The sequence below is a fragment of the Chelativorans sp. ZYF759 genome (assembly GCF_012911015.1).
Taxonomy (GTDB): Bacteria; Pseudomonadota; Alphaproteobacteria; order Rhizobiales; family Rhizobiaceae; genus ZYF759.
The window spans coordinates 245,473-266,843 of record NZ_WVVV01000003.1 but is presented as its reverse complement, the minus strand read 5'-3'; the positions used below and the strand labels follow the sequence as shown (position 1 = coordinate 266,843).

General features: G+C 64.5%; 20 protein-coding genes. 8 read left to right on the top strand and 12 right to left on the bottom strand.

What is annotated here, in order from left to right:
• Positions 1 to 21 precede the first annotated feature (21 nt).
• Both GRZ55_RS07400 and GRZ55_RS07395 read left to right on the top strand, forming a co-directional pair.
• Positions 22 to 915, top strand: coding sequence for an alpha/beta fold hydrolase (locus GRZ55_RS07400; protein WP_169286259.1), 894 nt, complete (start codon positions 22 to 24; stop codon positions 913 to 915).
• A gap of 195 nt (positions 916 to 1,110) precedes the next feature.
• Positions 1,111 to 1,464 (top strand): hypothetical protein, encoded by a 354-nt coding sequence (locus tag GRZ55_RS07395; RefSeq protein WP_169286258.1) that lies wholly within the window; start codon positions 1,111 to 1,113, stop codon positions 1,462 to 1,464.
• 75 nt (positions 1,465 to 1,539) lie between these two features.
• Here GRZ55_RS07395 and GRZ55_RS07390 read toward each other — a convergent pair whose 3' ends face one another.
• On the bottom strand, positions 1,540 to 2,661 hold the full coding sequence (locus tag GRZ55_RS07390; protein WP_169286257.1) for a porin: 1,122 nt from the start codon (positions 2,659 to 2,661) through the stop codon (positions 1,540 to 1,542).
• Positions 2,662 to 3,119: 458 nt separating this feature from the next.
• Here GRZ55_RS07390 and recQ point away from each other — a divergent pair, with 458 nt between their 5' ends.
• Entirely contained in the window at positions 3,120 to 4,922 is a 1,803-nt protein-coding gene (gene recQ / locus GRZ55_RS07385) for a DNA helicase RecQ (protein ID WP_169286256.1), read from the top strand.
• 10 nt (positions 4,923 to 4,932) lie between these two features.
• On the opposite strand, the gene phoU is transcribed toward recQ, so the two are convergent.
• From phoU to GRZ55_RS07345, 8 genes are all read right to left on the bottom strand, one after another.
• A complete protein-coding gene (phoU, locus tag GRZ55_RS07380; RefSeq protein ID WP_169286255.1) occupies positions 4,933 to 5,631 on the bottom strand; it encodes a phosphate signaling complex protein PhoU in 699 nt (232 codons plus the stop codon).
• A gap of 28 nt (positions 5,632 to 5,659) precedes the next feature.
• Positions 5,660 to 6,469 carry a phosphate ABC transporter ATP-binding protein PstB gene (gene pstB, locus GRZ55_RS07375; protein WP_169286254.1) on the bottom strand — a complete coding sequence of 270 codons (810 nt, stop codon included), beginning with the start codon at positions 6,467 to 6,469 and terminating at the stop codon, positions 5,660 to 5,662.
• 21 nt (positions 6,470 to 6,490) lie between these two features.
• A complete protein-coding gene (gene pstA, locus GRZ55_RS07370; protein ID WP_169286253.1) occupies positions 6,491 to 7,780 on the bottom strand; it encodes a phosphate ABC transporter permease PstA in 1,290 nt (429 codons plus the stop codon).
• Positions 7,781 to 7,783: 3 nt separating this feature from the next.
• Positions 7,784 to 9,163, bottom strand: a complete 1,380-nt coding sequence (pstC, locus tag GRZ55_RS07365; RefSeq protein ID WP_169286252.1) for a phosphate ABC transporter permease subunit PstC — start codon at positions 9,161 to 9,163, stop codon at positions 7,784 to 7,786.
• A gap of 88 nt (positions 9,164 to 9,251) precedes the next feature.
• Positions 9,252 to 10,283 carry a substrate-binding domain-containing protein gene (locus GRZ55_RS07360; protein ID WP_169286251.1) on the bottom strand — a complete coding sequence of 344 codons (1,032 nt, stop codon included), beginning with the start codon at positions 10,281 to 10,283 and terminating at the stop codon, positions 9,252 to 9,254.
• A gap of 201 nt (positions 10,284 to 10,484) precedes the next feature.
• Positions 10,485 to 11,810, bottom strand: coding sequence for a TRAP transporter large permease (locus tag GRZ55_RS07355; protein ID WP_169286250.1), 1,326 nt, complete (start codon positions 11,808 to 11,810; stop codon positions 10,485 to 10,487).
• On the bottom strand, positions 11,803 to 12,288 hold the full coding sequence (locus GRZ55_RS07350; RefSeq protein ID WP_169286249.1) for a TRAP transporter small permease: 486 nt from the start codon (positions 12,286 to 12,288) through the stop codon (positions 11,803 to 11,805). Before GRZ55_RS07350 ends, GRZ55_RS07355 begins: the two co-directional genes overlap by 8 nt.
• 65 nt (positions 12,289 to 12,353) lie before the next feature.
• Positions 12,354 to 13,358 (bottom strand): DctP family TRAP transporter solute-binding subunit, encoded by a 1,005-nt coding sequence (locus GRZ55_RS07345; protein WP_169286248.1) that lies wholly within the window; start codon positions 13,356 to 13,358, stop codon positions 12,354 to 12,356.
• Positions 13,359 to 13,579: 221 nt separating this feature from the next.
• Between GRZ55_RS07345 and GRZ55_RS07340 the strand changes: the two genes are divergently transcribed.
• Genes GRZ55_RS07340 through GRZ55_RS07320 form a run of 5 tightly spaced genes read left to right on the top strand, consistent with a single transcriptional unit; the run spans position 13,580 to position 18,817 of the window.
• On the top strand, positions 13,580 to 14,404 hold the full coding sequence (locus GRZ55_RS07340; protein ID WP_169286247.1) for an IclR family transcriptional regulator: 825 nt from the start codon (positions 13,580 to 13,582) through the stop codon (positions 14,402 to 14,404).
• Entirely contained in the window at positions 14,401 to 15,570 is a 1,170-nt protein-coding gene (locus tag GRZ55_RS07335; protein ID WP_169286246.1) for an acetyl-CoA acetyltransferase, read from the top strand. Before GRZ55_RS07340 ends, GRZ55_RS07335 begins: the two co-directional genes overlap by 4 nt.
• Positions 15,571 to 15,602: 32 nt before the next feature.
• Positions 15,603 to 17,189, top strand: a complete 1,587-nt coding sequence (locus GRZ55_RS07330; protein WP_169286365.1) for an acyl-CoA synthetase — start codon at positions 15,603 to 15,605, stop codon at positions 17,187 to 17,189.
• A complete protein-coding gene (locus tag GRZ55_RS07325) occupies positions 17,186 to 17,953 on the top strand; it encodes an SDR family NAD(P)-dependent oxidoreductase (protein ID WP_169286245.1) in 768 nt (255 codons plus the stop codon). The genes GRZ55_RS07330 and GRZ55_RS07325 overlap by 4 nt, the downstream gene beginning before the upstream one ends.
• Before the next feature lie 3 nt (positions 17,954 to 17,956).
• Positions 17,957 to 18,817, top strand: coding sequence for a DUF296 domain-containing protein (locus GRZ55_RS07320; RefSeq protein ID WP_169286244.1), 861 nt, complete (start codon positions 17,957 to 17,959; stop codon positions 18,815 to 18,817).
• Between the two features lie 155 nt (positions 18,818 to 18,972).
• Here the strand turns inward: GRZ55_RS07320 and GRZ55_RS07315 are convergent, their stop codons facing one another.
• Genes GRZ55_RS07315 through GRZ55_RS07305 form a run of 3 tightly spaced genes read right to left on the bottom strand, consistent with a single transcriptional unit; the run spans position 18,973 to position 21,358 of the window.
• Positions 18,973 to 19,308: a hypothetical protein gene (locus tag GRZ55_RS07315; RefSeq protein ID WP_169286243.1), complete on the bottom strand. Its 336-nt coding sequence runs from the start codon at positions 19,306 to 19,308 to the stop codon at positions 18,973 to 18,975.
• Positions 19,308 to 20,174, bottom strand: a complete 867-nt coding sequence (locus GRZ55_RS07310; protein ID WP_169286364.1) for a DUF6772 family protein — start codon at positions 20,172 to 20,174, stop codon at positions 19,308 to 19,310. Before GRZ55_RS07310 ends, GRZ55_RS07315 begins: the two co-directional genes overlap by 1 nt.
• Positions 20,175 to 20,233: 59 nt before the next feature.
• Complete coding sequence (locus tag GRZ55_RS07305; protein WP_169286363.1) at positions 20,234 to 21,358, bottom strand: mandelate racemase/muconate lactonizing enzyme family protein; 1,125 nt, start codon at positions 21,356 to 21,358, stop codon at positions 20,234 to 20,236.
• Positions 21,359 to 21,371 lie beyond the last annotated feature (13 nt).

The window sequence follows — 21,371 nt, the reverse complement described above, 5'->3', positions numbered from 1 at the left end:
CCGCCCGGCACCGAAGCCGGCATGAACGACACGGCCGCTTTCCGCGAGCACCTGTTCTCCGCCGAGGACGGATTGACGCTGTACGCACGCGAATATGGCAGTCACCGGGACAACATGTTGCCGGTGATCTGCCTTGCCGGGCTCACCCGCAACTGCCGCGACTTCGATCCGCTTGCCCGGCTTCTGGCCAATGACGGTGTCCGACCCCGCCACGTCTTCACGCTCGATTATCGCGGGCGCGGCAAGTCCGGCTACGATCCTGACTGGCGCAACTACAACATCATGAAGGAAGCCCGCGATGTCTCGACGGCGCTGACGGTCTTGGGCATCGAACGCTGCGTGTTCATCGGCACGTCGCGGGGTGGCCTCGTGACCATGATGCTGGCCGGCATGCGGCCGGGCGCCATTGCGGCCGCGATCTTCAACGACATCGGGCCGGTCATCGAAGGCGCGGGGCTGGCCCGCATCCGAACCCAGCTTCGCAAGCAGCCCAGACCGGGCGACGCGGCCGAGGCGGTTGCGTTGCAGAAGCAGGCGCACGGCAAGCAGTTTCCAGCGCTGTCGGAGGAGGACTGGACACGGCAGGTGCGTGCCATCTACCGCAATGAGAAGAACCAGCTCGTTCCCGACTACGATCCGAAGCTCCTGAAGACGCTGGAAGCCATCGACTTCTCGCAGCCATTGCCGACCTACTGGCAGCAATGGCGCGGGCTCGACCGCGTGCCCATGATGATATTGCGCGGGGAAACATCCGATGTGCTGTCTTCCGCAAGCGTGGAAGAGATGCAGGCCGACCGCGTCGCCCCTACCGAAGTGGTCACCGCCGAAGGCCAGGGGCACCCTCCCCTCTTGGAAACCGGCAAGCTGCCGAAGCACATCGCGGCCTTCCTTGCGCGGGTCGATCGGGGAAGCTGAGGCTTCCCGGCGCGCCGCTGCGTGCCCCTGTTCCAATCACATCGCCAGCAGCACGGCGCCGTTTTGTTCCTCCAGGGATTCTCACGATTAATTCAGTCTTTCAGCCGCTTGGCAGGGAACGGCCTGCGGAGGCCGGCGTTCTTCATCCAGCTGCCCCCGAGGCAGAAAGTTTGAAAAAACAAAGAGGATTCACCCATGCGTATGAAAGCACTTCTCGCAGCCGCCGCCATCACCGCCTTCACGGGCTCGGCCATCGCCCAGACGACCGGCGCCGCCGGCACGTCCGATCAGGGCGACCCGCAGACCGCCCAGTGGGGTTCGCAGCAGGAAGAGATGATGTTCCAGGAGCACGGCGAGACCTGGGGCGGCTTCTTTACCGATGAGACCTATTCCGAGCTGGCACCCGAAGCCGACTTCCAGGCTTCCTGGGATGGCATGACGGAAGAGCAGCGCTCCGAGGCGATTGCCACCTGCGAGCAGGTCGAGGGCGCGCCCACCGAGTACCGCAACGTGACGGTCCAGTGGTGTGAGAACATCGGCCTTCTGTAAGCCGAACGTCCTACGCATATAAAAAAGGCCCGCGGTCCAAAGACCGCGGGCCTCTTTATGTCAGGTCAGACCTGATCAGAAGCTGCGCTGGAAGCGCAGGAAGCCCGAGAAGGCGCCGTCGAGGTTGGTGCCGGCCTGGCGGGCCTTGTGGTAGCCAACTTCGGTACGGATCTCGAGATCGCGGACCGGGGTCCAGATCAGGCTCGCATCGACCATGTGGACGTGCGGGTTGCCTGCGCCGAAGCCGCTCAGGTACTGGTAGCCAACGCCAGCAGCGAACTGCGGGTTGAAGCGGTGCTCGTAGCTAACCGCACCCGACCAACGGGCAGCCGCGGTGGCATCAGCAGCAGCGTAGTACATGCGCGGAGCGTATGCGTTGTCGACGCTGTTGGCCCAGAAGAAGGTACCGATGAGCGAGGAGCCCGGAGCGTTCGGCACGTTCAGCTGTGCGCCGACGCGAGCGGCCCACGACTCGTCAACCGCGTCGTAACCGAATGCACCGTACACGCCACCCCAAGCCTGGTTGACGCCGAGCTTACCGACAACGTCGGGCATCCACTGGCGAGCCTGGCCGGCGCGGTTGTTGTCTTCAACCGACAGAACGCCGAAGAAGCCTTCCGGTGCGTTGAAGGTGTAACGGATCTGGCTGCGACGCTGGAAGCCGTAGGAGCCGCCGGTGTCGGAGTGGATGCCGTAGTTGCCGATCGGGCCGGACCAGGCCCATGCGGACTCGAGGTAACCAGCGAGCAGCTCACCCTGCTGGGTGGACAGCGAGACGAACATCCAGGGCATGATGGTGCCCGAAGCGGTGCCCGAGGAGTTCACGGCCTGGCCGGAGTTGACCTCGAAGCGAACGAAGCCGCGCAGCGTGCCCCACTCGGTCTCGGAACGCGCGTCGAAGTTGATGCGGCCGCGAGCATACTTGTTCCAGCCGCCGTCACCGAAGCCGTGGTAGTTCGGCGTACGGTTCAGAGCGCCGTCCTGAGCTGCGCCGATCTGGTAGCGAGCAAAGCCGCTGATGCGCAGGCAGGTCTCGGTGCCGGGGATGTAGAAGAAGCCAGCGCCGTAGACGTCGCAAATGCGAACGTATTCCATGGCTTCCGGCTCGGCGTAGATGATCGGATCGGCTGCCTGAGCACCCGAGACGGCGAGCATCGAAGCTGCCGCGGAGCCGAGGAGAAGGCTCTTGATTTTCATTTTCTGACCTCCAGTCAAAAGTTTAAAAACGGGTCTGGGTATTTCTTCGCTGAAGGACAGCATTCCCTGCCCCATCCCCAATTGCGAAGAAGGCGCTTCGTCGCCCCTGCTTCGAGACCGACAATACGCATGGGCCGGCGCCGTTCAACCGATAATGGCGGCAAGGTGGCGCGTCGGGGCGCCTATGGGAGGGTGCTGTTGCGCAAAAGACACGTTTTGGAGGGGGTCATTAGGACATCGTTAACCCTCGGAGCCCTCAGGCGGGCGAATTTGTGGCGGCGAAGCCTGAATCGGGACGGAATCACCCGGCCATCGACCGGAATTCGACTGCGGACGCTCGATTTCGATTCGTCCTGCACGGGATTCGCTCGGATTGTGCGTCTCGCTTCGAGCAATCGCCGCTGCGGGCATCCAGCTGCTAAGGAGAGGCGAGACAACGATTCTGTGTGCGCATCCTCATGACCTCCCCCGCTCTGCATATTCTAAAGACGATCTACGGCTACGACGCGTTTCGCGGCCCGCAGGCCCGGATCGTCGACCATGTCATCGGCGGCGGCCACGCCTTTGTCCTGATGCCGACGGGCGGGGGCAAGTCGCTCTGCTACCAGATTCCGGCGCTGGCCCGCCCCGGCATGGGCCTCGTCGTCTCGCCGCTGATCGCACTGATGGCCGACCAGGTCGCCGCGCTGCGCGTGGCGGGGGTGCGGGCAGCCGCGCTCAATTCGGATCTGCCGGCCGAAGAGCGGCGCGCACTGTGGCAGCAGGTTCACGAGGGACAGCTCGACCTTCTTTATGTCGCGCCCGAGACTCTCCTGCGCGAGGGTGTGCTCGATCGTCTCCAGGGCGTGCGGCTTTCATTGATCGCGATCGACGAGGCGCATTGTCTTTCGCAATGGGGGCACGATTTCCGTCCCTCCTACCGCCAGCTCGACATTCTCGTGCGTCGCTTCCCCGACACGCCACGCATGGCGTTGACGGCGACCGCCGACGAGCCCACCCGCGCCGAGATCCTGTCGCATCTCGAAATCGGGGCCGATGACGCCTTCGTGGCGGGGTTCGACCGCCCCAACATCCGCTACGCGATAGAGGAGAAGGACAATCCGCGCGCGCAGCTGAAGGAGTTCCTCAGGCGTCACAAGGATGAGAGCGGGATCGTCTACTGCCTGTCGAAGCGCAAGACGGAGGAAACGGCTGCCTGGCTTCGCGACCAGGGCCACGACGCGCTGGCCTATCACGCCGGCATGGACAAGTCCGAGCGGGAAGCCAACCAGCAGCGCTTCCAGCATGGCGAGGCGGTCATCATGGTCGCCACCATCGCCTTCGGCATGGGGATCGACAAGCCCGACGTCCGCTTCGTCGCCCATCTCGACCTGCCGGGCAGCATCGAGGCCTATTATCAGGAGACGGGCCGCGCCGGGCGCGACGGACTGCCGTCGGACACGCTGATGCTCTACGGGTCCGAGGACATCGCACTGCGCAGCCGCTTCATCGAGGAATCGGAGGCGCCCGACGAACGCAAGCGCATGGAGCGCCAGAAGCTCGACGCGCTGCTGGGGCTGGCGGAGACCGCGGGTTGCCGACGGCAGGCGCTTCTTTCCTATTTCGGCGACGATTGCGCGCCTTGCGGCAATTGCGACACCTGCGCCACGCCGCCGAAACTCTTCGACGGCACGATTGCGGCACAGAAGGCGCTCTCGTGCATCTACCGGACCGGCGAACGTTTCGGGCAGGCCTATGTCGTCGACGTTCTGCTGGGCATCGAGAATGACCGCATCGCCCAGTTCGGCCATGACCGGGTGTCGACCTTCGGCATCGGGAAGGAACACGACAAGGGCACATGGCGGGCGATCCTGCGCCAGCTGATCGCACAACGCCTCGTCGACGTCGATCTCGCCGGGCATGGCGGGCTGTCGATTTCCGATAGCGGTCGGGAATTCCTGCGCGACCGGCCGGCCTTGATGCTGCGCGTGCCCGCGCCCCCGCGCGCGCGTCGCCAGAAGGTCGAAAGCACGGCTGCCCAATCGGCGATCAGCGAGCGGGACCAGGCGCTCTTCCAGGCGCTCAGGCAGAAGCGGATGGACATCGCCCGCCAGCAGAACGTGCCGCCTTACGTGATCTTCCACGACAAGACGCTGATCGAACTGGCCGTGGCGCGCCCGACGTCACGCGGGGAAATGGCCAAGGTGCCGGGCGTGGGTGACGCCAAGCTCGACCGCTACGGGCCGGCCTTCCTGGCCGTCATCGCCGAACAGGCTGCCTAGGGCGCGGCGGCTACTCGCGCTCCGAACTCGCATCGGCCTTCGGGCGGTCGTCCTCCAGCATCTCGCCGGTCAGGACGTAGTGCAGCGTCTCGGCGATGTTGGTCGCGTGGTCGCCGATACGCTCGATGTTCTTGGCGCAGAAGAGAAGATGCGTGCACATGGCGATGTTGCGGTTGTCTTCGAGCATGTAGGTCAGAAGCTCGCGGAAGACGGAGGTGTGGATGGCATCGATCTCGCCGTCCTTTGCCCTCACCTCGGCAGCCTTGGCACCATCGCGCGTCCGGTAGGCGTCCAGCACCTCGTCGATCTGTGCGATCACCAGCTTGCTCAGCTGACCGAAGCCGGTCATCAGCTTCTGCGAGCGCAGCGGCTCGTCGATGGCGATGGTCCGTTTGGCGATGTTCTTGGCGAGATCGCCGATGCGCTCGAGGTCGTTGGCCACGCGCATGGCGGCAACCAGAACCCGCAGGTCGATGGCCATGGGCTGATTCTTGGCGATCGCCAGCACCGCCTTCTGCTCGATGCGCTGCTGCATCTCGTCGATCGGCCTGTCGGCGGGGATAATGGCCTGGGCCTTGGCCACGTCCGAGGCGGTCAGCGCATCGACGGCATCGCCGGTCAACTTGCGCGCCATGCGGCCCATTTCGGCGATGTCGGCGGCGATCGAGTCAAGCTGCTCGTCGAAAGCCGAAAGCGTGTGTTCGTGCATCTCGCTGTCCCCCAGAGGAGTCGTCGGCTCAGCCGAAGCGGCCGGTTACGTAATCCATCGTGCGCTGGTCCTTCGGCGTGGTGAAGATCTCGTCGGTTGGACCTTCCTCGACCAGGACACCCAGGTGGAAGAACGCGGTGCGCTGGGAAACGCGTGCGGCCTGCTGCATGGAGTGGGTGACGATGATGATGGTGTAGTTCTCACGCAACTCGTTGATCAGTTCCTCGATCTTGGCCGTGGCGATCGGGTCGAGCGCGGAGCAGGGCTCGTCCATCAGGATCACTTCCGGCGACACCGCGATGGCGCGCGCGATGCACAGGCGCTGCTGCTGCCCGCCCGAAAGGCCGGTGCCGGATTCGGCGAGGCGATCCTTGACCTCTTCCCACAGGCTCGCCTTGCGCAGGCTGCGCTCCACGATCTCCTCGAGTTCGGCCTTTCCGGATGCCAGCCCGTGGATGCGCGGACCGTAGGCGACGTTTTCGAAGATCGACTTCGGAAACGGGTTCGGCTTCTGGAACACCATGCCGACGCGCGCGCGCAATTCAACCACGTCGAGCGACGGGTCGTATATGTCGCCACCATCCAGCTCGATCTTGCCGGTCACGCGGCAGATGTCGATCGTGTCGTTCATCCGGTTGAGACAGCGCAGGAAAGTGGATTTACCACAGCCCGAGGGGCCGATCAGCGCCGTGACCTGACGTTCTCCGATAGACAGATTGATGTCGAAAAGAGCCTGCTTGTCGCCATAAAAGACGTTGACGTCCTGGCCGACGACCTTGGCATGCGTCGAATGGTTGTGTGGCGCAGCGGTGACCGCATCGAACCGGGTATTGGTCATCTGATCCATATCTCTTTACCCCTACCAGCGCCGCTCAAGGCGGGCGCGCAAATATATGGCGATGGCGTTCATCGTTATCAGGAAGCCGAGCAGCACCAGGATCGCAGCCGAGGTGCGGGCTACGAAACCACGCTCCGGGCTGTCAGCCCAGATGAAGATCTGTGTCGGCAGCGCGGTTGCCGGCTCCATGATGCCGCCAGGAGGGCTGGTGAGGAACGCGTTCATGCCGATCAAGAGCAGCGGCGCGGTTTCACCGAGCGCCTGAGCCAGGCCGATAATGGTGCCGGTGAGGATGCCGGGGATCGCCAGCGGCAGCACGTGATGCAGGATCACCTCGTGTTTCGAGGCACCGACACCCAGCGCGGCCTCGCGGATCGACGGGGGAACGGCCTTCAGCGCGGCGCGCGTGACGATAATGATCGTAGGCAGCGTCATCAGCGACAGCACCATGCCGCCAACGAGTGGCGCGGATCGCGGCAGGCCGAACAGCTGGATGAAGACGGCAAGGCCGAGCAGACCGAAGACGATGGAAGGCACGGCCGCGAGGTTGTTGATGTTGACCTCGACGATGTCGGTCCAGCGGTTCTTCGGCGCGAACTCCTCCAGATAGATGGCGGCCGCGATCCCCATGGGAAACGAGATCAGGAAGCAGACCAGCAGCGCGTAGAAGGAGCCGACGATGGCGCCCGAGAGGCCGGCCAGTTCGGGGAAGCGGCTGTCGGCGTTGAACAGCAGCGCCCAGTTGGCCCTGGTCTCGATTAGGCCGCGCTCTTCCAGCGTTTCGTAGAGCGAGATCTGCGCGTCATTGAGTCGGCGACGGTTCTCCGGTGAATCGCGCTGGATGACGCCCTTGGTCAGCTGGTCGTAGGGGTCGGAGACCGGCACCTGCAAACTGAAAGTCGTGCCCACGAGGCCGGGATTGCCGACGACCATGTTGCGCAGAATTACCTGCGCACCGTTGGTGACGATGCGGCTGCCTTCCTGCAGAACCGCCGGATCATCGGCCTCCGGGAACAGGCGCTGCACGGCGTCCGCCACGACGGCGCGATAGTTGCCGGATGCCGGATTATCCCTGTCGACCAGTTCGGGGTCGATCGCGACCTCGATCGTCACATGCGTCTGCACGAAGGCCTGGTAGCCGGTGAGGATCAGCGAACCGAGCAAGATGCCGAGCAGCGCGATGGCGGTCACGATGGCTGCAAGGCCAAAGAATTTCAGCCTGCGATCGGCCGCGTACCGGCGGCGCCGCAGCTGGGCGGCCCTGTCCGATGTCTGACGCGGCGGTGTGGTCTGGGCGGTCGAAACGGCCATGATCTACTCGTATCTTTCGCGGTATTTCTGGACGATGCGCAGGGCGAGCACGTTGAGGCACAGGGTCACGACGAACAGCACGAGACCGAGTGCGAAGGCCGACAGCGTCTTGGGATTGTCGAACGACGTGTCACCGATCAGCAACGTGACGATCTGGACAGTCACCGTGGTGACGCCTTCCAGAGGATTGGCCGTCAGATTGGCCGTCAGACCGGCCGCCATCACCACGATCATCGTCTCGCCGATCGCTCGGCTGGCGGCGAGTAGGATACCGCCGACAATGCCAGGCAGCGCGGCGGGAAGCAGCACTCGCGTGATCGTCTCGCCTTTGGTTGCCCCCATGGCCAGAGAGCCGTCGCGCATGGCGCGCGGAACCGCCTGAATCGCGTCGTCGGAGAGCGAGGAAATGAACGGCAGGATCATGATGCCCATCACCGCGCCGGCGGCCAGCGCGCTGTTGGGCGAGATGGCGATTCCAAACAGCGATCCGGCGTCCCGCACTGCCGGTGCAACGGTCAGCACCGCAAAGAAGCCGTAGACCACCGTCGGCACGCCGGCGAGAATCTCCAGGATCGGCTTGATGACGCCACGCACTCGGGCGTCGGCGAACTCCGCCAGATAGATGGCCGACATCAGGCCGAGCGGCACCGCAACAAGGAGGGCGATCGAAGCGATCAGCAGCGTGCCCGTGAACACCGGTACGGCGCCGAATGCGCCCGTCCCCGCCACCTGGTCATCCCTGATCGCGATCTGCGGTTCCCAGTTCAGGCCGAAGAAGAATTCCGTTGGAGGCACCATGGAGAAGAAGAGAAGCGATTCGTAGGTCAGCGACACCACGATGCCGAGCGTGACGAGAATGGCGGCAGTCGCGGAAAAGACCATCATGATGGTCAGCGTGCGCTCGAAGGCCTGGCGCGCGCGAAACTGGGGGGCCATCCGGGTGCGGGCCAGGAACAGCGCAAGAGCCATGGCGCAAAGCGCCACAACCACCATCGCCCATCGTGCGATCATGCCCCAACTGGCGTAGCGCTCCGCGGCTGCGACGATCTCGGGACTTGGTTCGGAGAAGATTCGGCCCGAGGCGACGTTGCGGATCTCGCTGACGATGAGCGATATCTGCGCCGGCGAAGCACCGTCCGTCAGGCTTGCGGGCAGCGAGGCCACCAGGAGCTGTTCGATGACGGAATCTTCGAGAAGCAGCCAGAGCAGCACCAGGATCAGCGTCGGCACGCCGACCCAGATCGCCGCGAAGGCGCCATGATAGATCGGCCGTGAATGGACGTTTCGGCCATTCGCTGTCACGAACCCGTTTCCGGCCGAGCGCCCGACATAGAATGCGGTGAGCGAAAAGAGCAGGATCGCTAGAAAGAGATATCCGGTCACGGCTTATGGCCCGCTTATCGTGCGTCAAAAGCGTGATCCCGGTCGCGACTTGGGCGCGACCGGGACCGGCAAGGCAATGGATCTCGCCTCAGTTGGTGTGGCGGTCGAAGTGGCGGCCCTCGGCGACCGTCGCGCGGGTGGTTTCGCGGTCGGCGTCGGACAGGGTGATCAGGCCACGCTCATGCAGATATCCGTTGGGGCCGAAAGAGTTTTCCGACACATATTCCTCGGCAAACTCCTGCAGGCCAGGGATGACGCCACGATGCGCGTTCTTGATGTAGAAGAACAGCGGACGGGCCACCGGGTAGGTGCCTTCGCCGATCGTCTGCTCGTTCGGCTCGATGCCGTTGACCGCTACTGCCTTCAGTGTGTCCTGGTTCTCGTAGAGGAACGAATAACCGAAGATGCCGAGGGCGTTGGAATCGGCCTGAAGGCGCTGGACGATCAGATTGTCGTTCTCGCCTGCTTCGATGAAGGGGCCGTCGGTGCGCATGCGGTCGCAGACATCACGGCGGGCGTCGCCCTCGAGTGCGTCGATCGCGGGGAATGCCTTGCAGCCGTCATGCATCACGAGCTCGACGAAAGCGTCGCGCGTACCCGAGGTCGGCGGGGGGCCGAAGACGACGATCGGGCTGTCGGGGAACGAAGGATCGATCTCGCTCCAGTTCTGATAGGGGTTCGGGACGATCTCGCCGTCGACTTCCACCTGGGCGGCCAGCGCCTGGAAGATCTGCGCCTCGGTCAGGTCGAGGTCGGGGCCGCTGACCGAATGGGCGATGGAGAGGCCGTCATAACCAACCAGCACCTCAGTGACATTGTCGACGCCATTTGCGACGCAGTTTTCGTACTCGCCCTGAGTCATCGGGCGGGAGGCACCGGTGATGTCGGGATGGTCGACACCCACGCCGCCGCAGAAGATGCGCATGCCACCGCCCGTGCCGGTCGATTCCAGAACCGGGGCTGCATTGCCCATGTTGGTGAATTCTTCAACGACTGCCTGCGTGTAGGGGAACACTGTCGACGAACCGACGATCCGGATCTGGTCACGGGCGGCGGCGACGCCGGCCGAAGCCGTGATCGCGAGGGCCGAAACCGCCGCGACGGCCACAAATTTGTTCATTGCTCTCTCCTGTCACCTGGAAATCTCTGTTCCGCGGTCTCCGCCCCGGACGAGGCGGAAACTAGCGAGGTTCTGTGACAGACGTGTAACAGCCATTGTGAATGGTGTTCGGCGGCAGGAGAATCCTATCAAGCCATTGAAAATGAAAAGCTTTCACGTCCCGCCAGGCCGCTGCGAAACGCCGTTTGCGGCGCATTTGCGTCAGCGCAGCATGTCGACCAGGACCCGTGTCAGTTGCGGGAAGATGGCGATTATCGCCAGCCCGATCGCGCTGGTCATCAGGAACGGCAGCGCCCCCTGGGCGATGCGTTCCAGCGGCAGCTTCGTAATGTTTGCCGCTACATAGAGGTTGATGCCGACTGGCGGGGTGAAGAGCCCCATGGCGAGATTGATCATCACCAGCACGCCGAACCAGACCGGATCCCAGCCGAGCTCGCGGGCGACGGGCAGGAAGATCGGCAGGGTGATGAACATGATGGTGACGGCATCCATGAACATGCCCGTCACCAGGAGGATCAGCATGATGACGAGAAGGATGATCCAGGGATTGTCGCTGATGGCCAGCAGCGCGGAGGAGTAATGTCCGACGAGATCGTCGACCGTGACAACCCACCCGAACAGGCTTGCATAGGCCACCACCAGCATCACCACGGCCGAGGAAGCGCTGGCGGCGACGAGCGAATCGTAGAGCAGCCGCAGGGTCAGGGTGCGGTAGATGAGCCCGCCGACCAGAAGCGCGTAGACGGTTGCCACGATCGCGGCCTCGGTGGGCGTGAAGATGCCGGAATAGATGCCGCCCAAAATGACGACGGGCGTCATCAGACCCCAGAAGGACGAGACGAAGGAGCGCCACAGCCTGGTGCCGTAGGGCAGCGACGGATCGGGCATCGGCATGAGCCGGTCCAGGCTGGGCGCGGCGGCGGGCGCGGCGGTCCGCTTTCTGGCCAGCGGCAGGGTGAAGAGCATCAGCAGCCCCAGCACCAGGCCCGGGATGATGGCTGCAATGAAAAGCTGGGAGATCGAGGTTTCGGCGATCACGCCGTAGATGACGAGGCCGATCGAGGGCGGGATGACGATGGAGAGCGCCGCGCCGGTGCACACGAGTCCGGCCGCGAAGGCACGCGGATAGCCGTCCTCCTCCATGCCCTTGATGATCAGCGGCCCGATGGCCGCGACCGAGGCAGGCCCCGAACCGCTGACGGCGCCCCAGAACAGGCAGACCACGGTGCCGACGACGCCCATGCCGCCCGGCAGGCCGCCGATCAGGATGCGGAAGAAGCGGATCATCCGCTCGGCGATGCCGAGCGTGCCCATCAGCGTGCCGGCGAGAATGAAGAAGGGGATGGCCAGCAGCGAGTAGCGCGCCACGCCGGTGGCGATGAGATCGCCGGCGAGTTCCAGGCCGAAACCGATCTGCCACATGGCGTAGAGCGAGGAGAGCCCCAGCGCGAAGGCGACGGGAATGCGCAGGAAGATCAGCAGGAAGAAAAGCAGCACCATCTGGGTGCCGGCGCCGATGTCAGGCATTGGCGGCCTCCTCGGCCGACACACGCCTGTGATGCTCCAGCGCGTATTCGAGGTAGCGGATGGTGATGAGCGCGAAGCCCAATGGCAGCGCCGCGCTGTAATACCAGGCGGGGATGCGCAGGCCGTAGGAACGGATGCCGCTGGCCTGCTGGTTGACCACCAGCTGCCAGCAATACCAGGCCGAGAGAACCAGAAGCAGGACCGAGGCGGCGACCGAGAACCACCAGAGCACCTTGCGCAGCGGCGGCGGCAGCGAGTCGTAGATGAGCGTCACGGCGAGATGGTCGCCCTGTCGCGCGGCGATGGCGGCGCCGAAGATGGTCAGGATCAGGAAGCCGTTGGTCAGCAGTTCCTCCGACGCGGCGAAGGAAAAATTCGTCAGGTAGCGCACGAGCACATTGGCAAAGCCAAGCAGCGTCATGCCCAGGAACAGGGCGGCGCAGATGATCTTCTCCGCATCCCGCAGGATGAACGCCATCGCGAGCTACTCCAGAGGGAGGGCGCCCCGATCGGCGCCCTCCTGAAACCGATGGAATGACAGGTTCAGTCGCGCCCGTCGATCGCTTCCTGGAAAAGCGAGACCAGGTCGGTGCCCACCTGATCGGCCCAGGAATCGAAGGCCGGCTGGGTTGCCTCGCGAAAGGCCTGCAGTTCCTCGTCCGTCGGCTCGTAGACCTCCATGCCCTGCTCGCGCAGATACTCGATGCCGGCGGCGGTGTCGTCACGCGTGATCTGCTTCTGGTAGCTCATGGCCTCCACACCCGCCTCGCGGACCTTGGCCTGGGTATCTTCGTCCCATGAATCCCAAAGCTGCTTGCTGACGCCCAGGAAGATCGGATCGTAGGAATAGTGCCAGGCGGTCAGGTATTTCTGCACCTCGTAGACGCGCTGGGGAATGATGACGGCCCCGATGGGGTTCTCCTGGCCATCGACGACGCCTTGCTGGAGCGCGGTGAAGGTCTCCGTCCACTGCATCTGCTGCGGGTTGGCGCCGAGCGCGTTCATCACGTCGATATACATCGGGCCGGCAACGCGCATGTTGAGGCCGCGCATGTCCTCCGGCGACCGGATGGGTCGGGTGTTGTTGGTCACCTCGCGGAAGCCGTTTTCGCCCCAGGCGAGGACGATGATGTTGTGCCCCTCCATGATCTCCTTCATGCGCTCGCCCGGCGCGCCGTCGGTGGTCGCGTCGACGTCCTCGTAGGAGCCGTAAAGATAGGGCAGCGAGAAGACCGCCATCTCGGACGCCAGCGGCGTGACGTTGATTGCCGAAGTGACGACGAAGTCGAGCGCGCCGCGGCCGACCATCTCGGCCTGGCGCATCTGGTCGCCGCCCGACAATTGCGCATTGGGGAATATGCGGATGTCCATTTCCCCGTCCGTCGCCTCGCGCAACAGCTCGTTGAACTTTTCGGCACCACGGTGCCAGGTGGTGGTGTCGCCCGTGTTGTGCGACAGGCGGAAGGTCTCCGCCGCCGCTCCTCCGACGAGCGCTGCACCGATCATTGCAGTGGCGAGCGCGGTCGCGCCCCATTTCACGAAATTCATGCTCTTTCCTCCGGTTCTCGCACTCGAAAGGCCCTGCGGTCTCCTCCGGGTTTCGTATGCGCTCCACTATATGGACCCCATTTTTGCGGGGGAATGTCGCAACGTAACGAGTTTCGGACGTGATGCAACTCCAAACGCCTGTGCTTTACAAAACTCAGCGCAGCTTCTACCATTCATGCGATCCACAATATGGACCCAACTGACGGCGGTGCTTCTTGGTGATGTTCGGTTCGCAGAGCGTAGACCGCGCTCTGGCCATCCTCACGATGGTCGGGAGGGCTGCCGAACGCGGTGAGACGCTGACGGCTATCGTCGCCGAGAGCGGGCTCAACAAGCCGACGGTGCGGCGCCTGCTGCTCGCCCTCATCCGCGCCGGCCTGGTCGAGCAGGACGAGAAGTCGCGGCGCTACTTCCTCGGCGAAGAGACCTATGTGCTGGGCAGCCTGGCGGCGCGCCGCTTCGGGCTGCTGGAACTGGCGATCGACAGCCTCGTGCGGCTGTCGCGGCGGACCGAGGATGCCAGCTTCATTTCGGTGCGGCGCGGCACCTATGCCGTCTGTCTCTACCGGGAGGAAGGCACGTTCCCGATCCGGACACATGCGCTGCAGGCCGGCTTCGAGCATCCGCTCGGCTGCGGTGCCGGATCGCTGGCGCTGCTGGCGGCGCTGCCAGACGACGAGGTCGACGCCGTGCTTGCCGCCAACGAGGCCGTTCTGGGCGAAGACTATCCTTTGTTGCCGCCGGAGCGCATTCGTGCCGATATCGAGGAGACCCGCCAGCGGGGCTATTCGCTCAATCCGGGCCTCATCGTCCCCAATTCCTGGGGCCTCGGCGCCGTTGTGCGCTATCCTGATGGCATGCCGGCCGGCGCGCTCAGCATCGCCGCCATCGACAGCCGCATGCAGGAGCCGCGCCAGAAGGAACTCGGCGCCCTGCTCATCGAGGAGGCCGGCAGGGTGGAAAAGAAGGTAGCGCAGATGTTCGCATCGCGCGTGAAAGCCCCCGTCGCGGCGGAGCGGCGCATCCAGGGAAGGAACGTCACATGAGCAAGGCACATATCGTCGGCTGGTCGCACTCGCCCTTCGGCAAGCTTGAACATGAGGGTACGGAAGAGCTGATGGCCGCCGTCGTCGGTCCGGCGCTGGCGCATGCGGGCGTCGAGGCCACCGATCTCGACGGCATCTTCGTCGGGGTGATGAACAACGGATTCTCGAAACAGGACTTCCAGGGCGCGCTGGTCGCGATGGGCGACGAGCGGCTGGCGCATGTGCCGGCCATGCGGACCGAGAACGCCTGCGCCACCGGTTCGGCCGCGCTCTATGCGGCGATGGATTTCATCGAGGCTGGCCGCGGGCGTGTGGCGCTGGTGGTCGGGGCGGAAAAGATGACCGCCACACCCACGGCGGAAGTCGGCGACATCCTGCTTGGCGCCAGCTACCGCAAGGAGGAGGCCGAAATCGATGGCGGCTTCGCCGGCCTGTTCGGCCGCATCGCCCAGAACTATTTCCAGCGCTATGGCGAGCGTTCCGAGGAACTGGCCATGATCGCGGCCAAGAACCATTCGAACGGCATGGCCAATCCCTTCGCCCATATGCGCAAGGATTTCGGCTTCGAATTCTGCAACACGGTCTCCGACAAGAACCCCTACGTGGCCCGCCCGCTGAGGCGCACCGACTGTTCGCTGGTCTCCGATGGGGCGGCGGCGATCGTGCTGGCCGACGAGGAGGTGGCGGCCAACCTGTCGCGTGCCATCGCCTTCCGCGCCCGCAGCCATGCCAACGACATCATGGCGATGAGCCGGCGCGACGTGCTTGCCTTCGAGGGCGCAAGGCGCGCCTGGGCGGGCGCCTTCGAGCAGTCCGGCCTGTCGCTCGACGATCTCTCCTTCGTCGAGACCCACGACTGCTTCACCATCGCCGAACTGATCGAATACGAGGCGATGGGGCTGGCGGCGCCCGGCGAAGGGCACCGCGTCGTGCGCGAGGGGACGGCCACCCGCGAGGGCAAGCTTCCCATCAACCTGTCGGGCGGCTTGAAGTCCAAGGGCCACCCGATCGGCGCGACCGGTGTCTCCATGCACATCATGGCCGCCATGCAGCTTGCCGGCGAGGCTGGCGACATGCAGCTTCCCGGCGCCGAGATCGGCGGCGTCTTCAACATGGGCGGCGCGGCGGTGGCAAACTACGTCTCCATCCTTGAGAGGCTGAAGTGACGAATGCCATCGTGCCTTGCTCGACCCGGGTGATGAATCTCGCCCATTTCCTCACCCAGGCGGCGCGCCGGCATCCTGACGAGGTTGGTTTCGTGTGGGGCGAGCGCCGGTGGACGTGGGCGCAGATGGAGGCGCGGGTGGAGGCCATGGCCGCGGCCCTTGCCAGCGAGTTCGGGATCGCGAAGGGCGACCGCGTGCTCGTTCAGTCGGCGAACTGCAACCAGATGTTCGAATCGATGTTCGCCTGCTTCCGGCTCGGCGCGGTCTGGGTGCCGACAAATTACCGGCAGTCGCCTTCGGAGGTCGCATATCTGGCAGCGGCAAGTGGCGCAAAGGGGATCATTTGCGGGGCAGAATTCCCTGACCACGCGGCCGCCTACAGATCCGAAGCCGCGGCGCTTTCCTTTGCCATCGCCATCGGCGCTGCCGACTTCGGTCCCGACTACGATGAACTGGTGGAAAAATATCTCGGGACGAAGCAGACCAGCGCTCCCGTCGACCGCGACGATCCATGCTGGTTCTTCTTCACCTCCGGCACGACCGGTCGGCCAAAGGCTGCCGTGCTGACCCATGGCCAGATGGGGTTCGTGCTGACCAACCATCTCTGCGACCTGATGCCGGGCACCGGTCCCGACGACGCCTCGATTGTCGTGGCGCCGCTTTCGCACGGTGCGGGCATCCACCAGCTGGCCCAGGTCGCCCATGGCGCCAAGACCATCCTGCCGGCGGGCGAAAGGCTCGACGTGGCGGCCGTCTGGTCCCTGGTGGAGAAGTGGAAGGTCACGAATGCCTTTACGGTTCCCACCATTCTCAAGATGCTCGTCGAGGACCCAGCCGTCGACCGGTTCGATCATTCCTCGCTGCGTTATGTCATCTACGCCGGCGCGCCGATGTACCGGACCGACCAGATCCATGCCCTGAAGAAGCTGGGGCCGGTGCTGGTGCAGTATTTCGGCCTTGGCGAGGTCACCGGCAACATCACGGTGCTGCCCCCTGCCCTTCACCGCATCGAAGACGGACCGATGGCCCGCATCGGCACCTGCGGCTTCGAGCGCACCGGCATGCAGGTGCAGATCCAGGACGAGGAAGGCGGCGAGGTCGCGACGGGGCAGACCGGCGAGATCTGCGTCATCGGGCCGGCCGTGTTCGCCGGCTACCACGACAATCCGGAAGCCAACGCCAAGGCATTTCGCAACGGCTGGTTCCGGACGGGCGACCTTGGCCACATGGACGCGGAAGGCTTCGTCTACATCACCGGCCGCGCCTCCGACATGTACATCTCGGGCGGCTCCAACATCTATCCGCGCGAGATCGAGGAGAAAATTCTCACCCACCCGGCGGTGGCCGAAGTGGCCGTGCTCGGCGTGCCGGACCCGAAATGGGGCGAGGTGGGAATCGCCGTCTGCGTTCCCCGTGCGGGCATGGCGGTCGACGAGGTTACGTTGCGCGACTTCCTCGCCGACAAGATCGCCCGCTACAAGATGCCGAAGCGCTTCGTCTTCTGGGACGGGATGCCGAAATCTGCCTATGGCAAGATCGCCAAGAAGCTGATCCGCGAGGAACTGGAGCGCCGCGGCGATCTGGAGCCGGCGCAGCACGACGAGAAGGCGCCGGCATGAGCGCGCCGGACAGCATTCCGGCTGGCGCGGGCACCGTTCTGATCACCGGCGGTGCCTCCGGCATCGGGCTCGAGACCGCTCGCCTGCTGGCCGCACGAGGATGGGTGCCGCATCTTGTCGACATGAACGAGGCGGCGCTGTGGGCCGCCTGCGACGAGCTCGGCCTGGATCGATCCTGCGCCTCGTCCTGCAGCGTCACCGATGAGGGCGCCGTTGAGTCCGTGATATCCCGTCTGGCCTCCCGCGGCCTGTCTGCCGTGGTGAATTCCGCCGGTATCGGCCTCGACCGTCCTGCGGTGGACACCAGCGTCGCCGATTTCCGGCGCATTCTCGACGTCAATCTGATCGGCAGCTTCGTCGTGGCGCGCATGGCGGCGCGCATCTGGCTCGACCAGGGTCGGGCGGGCGCCATCGTCAACATCTCGTCCATTTCGGGAATGACCGGCAACAAGGGCCGCAGCGCCTACGGCGCTTCCAAGGGCGGCGTCAACACCCTCACGATGGTGATGGCCAGCGAACTCGGCCCGCACGGGATACGCGTCAACGCGGTCGCACCGGGCCCGATCGACACCCCGCTCGCCCGCAGCGTCCACACCGACGATGTCCGCCGCCAGTGGATGGAGCGCGTGCCCCAACGGCGCTATGGCTTGCCGGAGGAGGTCGCCGGTGCGGTGGCATTCCTGATCTCGCCTGAGGCCTCCTACGTCAACGGACAGATCCTCGCGGTGGATGGCGGTTTCGTGAATGCCGGGCTGGCGAACTAGACGATGCGAACGGTCAAGCATCCGGGGCCCCGGGCCGCACGGCGGGTGGAAGCGGTGCGCTGCGAGGCCTTCGCGCTCGAGATCCAGCTGAAGGCCGGGCTCAGCGTCAATGAAGCGATCGCCCGCGGGCTTGCGGATGCGGGCTGTTCCGCTGGTTATGTTTGGCTGCAGGATATTGCCCTGACCCGGTTGCAGTATGTCATTCCTGCCGTCTCACCCGATGAAGAACACATCGCCTGGTACAGCACGACCCGTACAATGGAGCCGGGCACCATCCTCCGGGCCGGCTGCATGGCAGGGTGGCGCGACGGCCAAGCTTTTGTGCACTGCCATGGACTTTGGGATTCCGGCGACGGCGTCCGAATGGGCCACCTCCTGCCCTTCGAGAGCGTGGTCGCGGAAGATTGCAAGGCGCGGGCCTGGGGCATCGACGGGGCCGCGATGGTTGCCCGGGACGACCACGAGACCAATTTCAAATTGTTTGCGGCAAGCGCGGCACCGTCGACCGGCTCGCTGATGGCGGGCCGGCGCGCCGTGCTTGCCTCGGTCCGTCCCAATGAGGATCTGGTCGCTTCGATCCGGGAGATCGCGCGCCTGAACGACCTCGACCGTCCCGACATTTTCGGGATCGGCAGCCTTGTCGGCTGCAGACTGGCGGGCGGGGGAAGCCTTGCCTGGCACGCCAACGAAGCCCTGATCGTCAGCGGTTCATGGGATCCCAGCCGGGCCGATGAGCCGCAGATTGAAATCGCGCTCGTCGATCATTCGGGCCAGATGGTACGTGGCCAGCTCGCGCCGACAGGCAATGCGGTGTCCGTGACCTTCGAACTCCTGCTCGTGGGCCGACAGAGAGAGCCTGCGTAGATCGTGACCGCGCTGGCGATCACATTTGCCTACCTGCACGCTGGTGGCGATCCCGACACTTTGCCACCTGACGGGAACGCGCTCGATCCTCCAGGGACAGGGCGCTCACGTTGAACGGGCCTGAGTGGTGGGCCTCCCGACACCGGCAGCCGGCATCAAGCCTTCAGATGGATCGTGACAAGGACGGTGCTCTCGCAACCGTCGTCAAAATCGGCCGCCACACGCAGCCAGTTGCCGAAATGGGCGACCCGCATCACGGCAATGCCGTCGCGCACGGACGGCATCGCCGCTTCGGCACCTTCCGCGATCCAGCGCATGCCGTCCGGCGAAATCTCGACCCGCGCCATCGGCTGCGAACCTTTCGGATCCTTGAGCGCCCGCACGAAGATGACAGCCTCGCGGGCCCAGCCGGCCTCGTGCGGTTCGCTGGCCGCTTTGCCCGTCCATGTCTCGTTGCGGGCAACGACCGAGGTGATGTTTTCGGGCAGCATCAGAAATCCCCCGAGATGCAGACGGAGTCGACATAAAGAAAGGCCCTCTTGTCGGTGTCGGTCTCCGCAAAGAGGCAGAAATTCAGCATGCACCAGAGGTTCTTCATTGCCGGCATGCGCATCGAACCGAATTTCGACATGTCGAAAACACGGTCGTTGCACTGGAAATCGAGCGCTTCCATCGCGCCGAGATCGAAATCGAAACGCAGATAGGTCCAGTTCACCTTGGTGGCGATCTCGTTGTAGCAAAGCCGCTGATCGCCGCCGGGCAGGTCCTCCCAGCCGTCGGGCGAAAGGTGGTAGTGGCTCAAGGTCTTGTCACCGTCCCCGACCGGCCGAAACGACGTACCCTGTTGCTTGAACTGCCATTTCTCGACGTGCTTGCCGTCGAGCGCGTTGAGAAAGCGCAAATGCGGCATGACCCGCTCCGCGCCTTTGTCATTGTCGCCGGCCTGGAGGTCGAAGAGAAAACCGATGGAACGCACGTCGGTCTCGCTAAGCTTCAACTCCGATGCCTCGGGTTTGAAAGTGAAATAGACCTCGAACCGGATACGGCCCCGGTGGCGGAACGTATGGCGTTTGATCGCGACATTCTGCGCGCCCTTGTGCGGGCGGGTGGCGATCTTGAGAGCGTAGGAAGAGCCCATGCCGCCATGCGAGCCCGAATCCCAGTGGCCAAGCGTGGAAAGCATCGCGCCAGTGTGCTGTGCGTAGCCCGGCAGCATCGTGTCGAGGTCATCCTGGTAGTTGCCGACAAGCTGGGACCAGCCACAATGCCCGTTCGCGAACTCGTCGTGACTGATGATGCGAGGCAGCGGATCAAACCGTGACAGCTTCGGATCGGCGCGCAAGATCGCGAGACGCAATGCCTCCGCCATCTCGTTCGGGGTCGGTGATGTCGTCATGGTGCTCCTCTGCGTTTTGGTCATGACACGCGCAGGCTTCTGACGGCCTCCCAGTCGACCTCGATGCCGAGACCCGGACCGGTTGGCACGGGCAGCATCCCGTTCTTCTGGCGGTCGGCGCCGGGTGCCGCGCCCGTGATGGCCGTCTTGAACGGGCTCTCGTCGGTCTCGCATTCCATCGCCTTGATGTTCGGCATGGCGGCGGCCAGATGCACGCTCGCCGTCTCGCAGATGATGCCCGACATGCCGATATGGGGCGCATACTGGACATCATGGGCGGCGGCGAACTCGGCCATGCGCCGGGTCTCCGAGATGCCGCCCGATCGCGCCACGTCGGGCTGGATGAAGGACAGCGTCCGGTTGGAGACAAGGCGCATCGTCTGGTCCAGCGTATAGTTGCTTTCACCTGCTGCAAGCGGCGTTGCGCATCGGCGGTGCAGTTCCTCGTAGCCGGCTTCGTCTTCCGGACGCAGGGGCTCCTCGAACCAGAAGTAGCGATTGTCGGTCAGCGCGCGGCCCACTTCGACTGCTTCCTCCAGCGAGTAGGCCCAATTCGAATCGACGCACAGCTCGATGTCGTCTCCCGCCCGCTTCCTGAGAAGCGCGATGCGGCGGCAAGCGTCTTTGACGGGATTGGCGATCTTCACCTTGATGCGGGGAAAACCCTTCTCCAGGTAGCGGTCGAGCTCGCGCTCCATGAAGGCATCCTCGCCCCAGTTGACCGATGCCGCGTAGCAGGGAACTTCGCTGCGTCCCATGCCGCCCAGCAGCCTGTGGATCGGCATGTTCGCGACCTTGCCGAGAATGTCCCACAGCGCGATGTCGACGCCCGCGATGGCCTCGAACAGCATGCCGCCGGAGCGGCCCGAAAGTGCGCGCCGCATGCTGCGCCACAAGGCGCTGATGTCGGTCGGGTTCTGGCCGATCAGCCGCGGCTTCAGCAGCGTTTCGATGGCCTCCGCATAGGCCTTGGGCGCGAAACGGGCCAGCGTCTCTCCCACGCCGACGATGCCGGCATCCGTGCGCACTTCGACCAGAACGATCGAAACCTCCGAATATTGGCCCCAGGAGGTGACAGTCGGTCTCGGCAGGGTCTGGGTCAGCGGATGCGCGATCACGTCGGTAATGCGGATGTCCGCGCTCATGCTTGATGTGTCT

Excerpts from the sequence above, each read along its gene's own strand:
- GRZ55_RS07400 (WP_169286259.1), top strand. The coding sequence starts at position 22 with ATGAACGACACGGCCGCTTTCCGCGAGCACCTGTTCTCCGCCGAGGAC.
- GRZ55_RS07395 (WP_169286258.1), top strand. The coding sequence starts at position 1,111 with ATGCGTATGAAAGCACTTCTCGCAGCCGCCGCCATCACCGCCTTCACG.
- GRZ55_RS07390 (WP_169286257.1), bottom strand. The coding sequence starts at position 2,661 with ATGAAAATCAAGAGCCTTCTCCTCGGCTCCGCGGCAGCTTCGATGCTC.
- recQ (WP_169286256.1), top strand. The coding sequence starts at position 3,120 with ATGACCTCCCCCGCTCTGCATATTCTAAAGACGATCTACGGCTACGAC.
- phoU (WP_169286255.1), bottom strand. The coding sequence starts at position 5,631 with ATGCACGAACACACGCTTTCGGCTTTCGACGAGCAGCTTGACTCGATC.
- pstB (WP_169286254.1), bottom strand. The coding sequence starts at position 6,469 with ATGACCAATACCCGGTTCGATGCGGTCACCGCTGCGCCACACAACCAT.
- pstA (WP_169286253.1), bottom strand. The coding sequence starts at position 7,780 with ATGGCCGTTTCGACCGCCCAGACCACACCGCCGCGTCAGACATCGGAC.
- GRZ55_RS07360 (WP_169286251.1), bottom strand. The coding sequence starts at position 10,283 with ATGAACAAATTTGTGGCCGTCGCGGCGGTTTCGGCCCTCGCGATCACG.
- GRZ55_RS07355 (WP_169286250.1), bottom strand. The coding sequence starts at position 11,810 with ATGCCTGACATCGGCGCCGGCACCCAGATGGTGCTGCTTTTCTTCCTG.
- GRZ55_RS07350 (WP_169286249.1), bottom strand. The coding sequence starts at position 12,288 with ATGGCGTTCATCCTGCGGGATGCGGAGAAGATCATCTGCGCCGCCCTG.
- GRZ55_RS07345 (WP_169286248.1), bottom strand. The coding sequence starts at position 13,358 with ATGAATTTCGTGAAATGGGGCGCGACCGCGCTCGCCACTGCAATGATC.
- GRZ55_RS07340 (WP_169286247.1), top strand. The coding sequence starts at position 13,580 with ATGTTCGGTTCGCAGAGCGTAGACCGCGCTCTGGCCATCCTCACGATG.
- GRZ55_RS07335 (WP_169286246.1), top strand. The coding sequence starts at position 14,401 with ATGAGCAAGGCACATATCGTCGGCTGGTCGCACTCGCCCTTCGGCAAG.
- GRZ55_RS07330 (WP_169286365.1), top strand. The coding sequence starts at position 15,603 with ATGAATCTCGCCCATTTCCTCACCCAGGCGGCGCGCCGGCATCCTGAC.
- GRZ55_RS07325 (WP_169286245.1), top strand. The coding sequence starts at position 17,186 with ATGAGCGCGCCGGACAGCATTCCGGCTGGCGCGGGCACCGTTCTGATC.
- GRZ55_RS07320 (WP_169286244.1), top strand. The coding sequence starts at position 17,957 with ATGCGAACGGTCAAGCATCCGGGGCCCCGGGCCGCACGGCGGGTGGAA.
- GRZ55_RS07315 (WP_169286243.1), bottom strand. The coding sequence starts at position 19,308 with ATGCTGCCCGAAAACATCACCTCGGTCGTTGCCCGCAACGAGACATGG.
- GRZ55_RS07305 (WP_169286363.1), bottom strand. The coding sequence starts at position 21,358 with ATGAGCGCGGACATCCGCATTACCGACGTGATCGCGCATCCGCTGACC.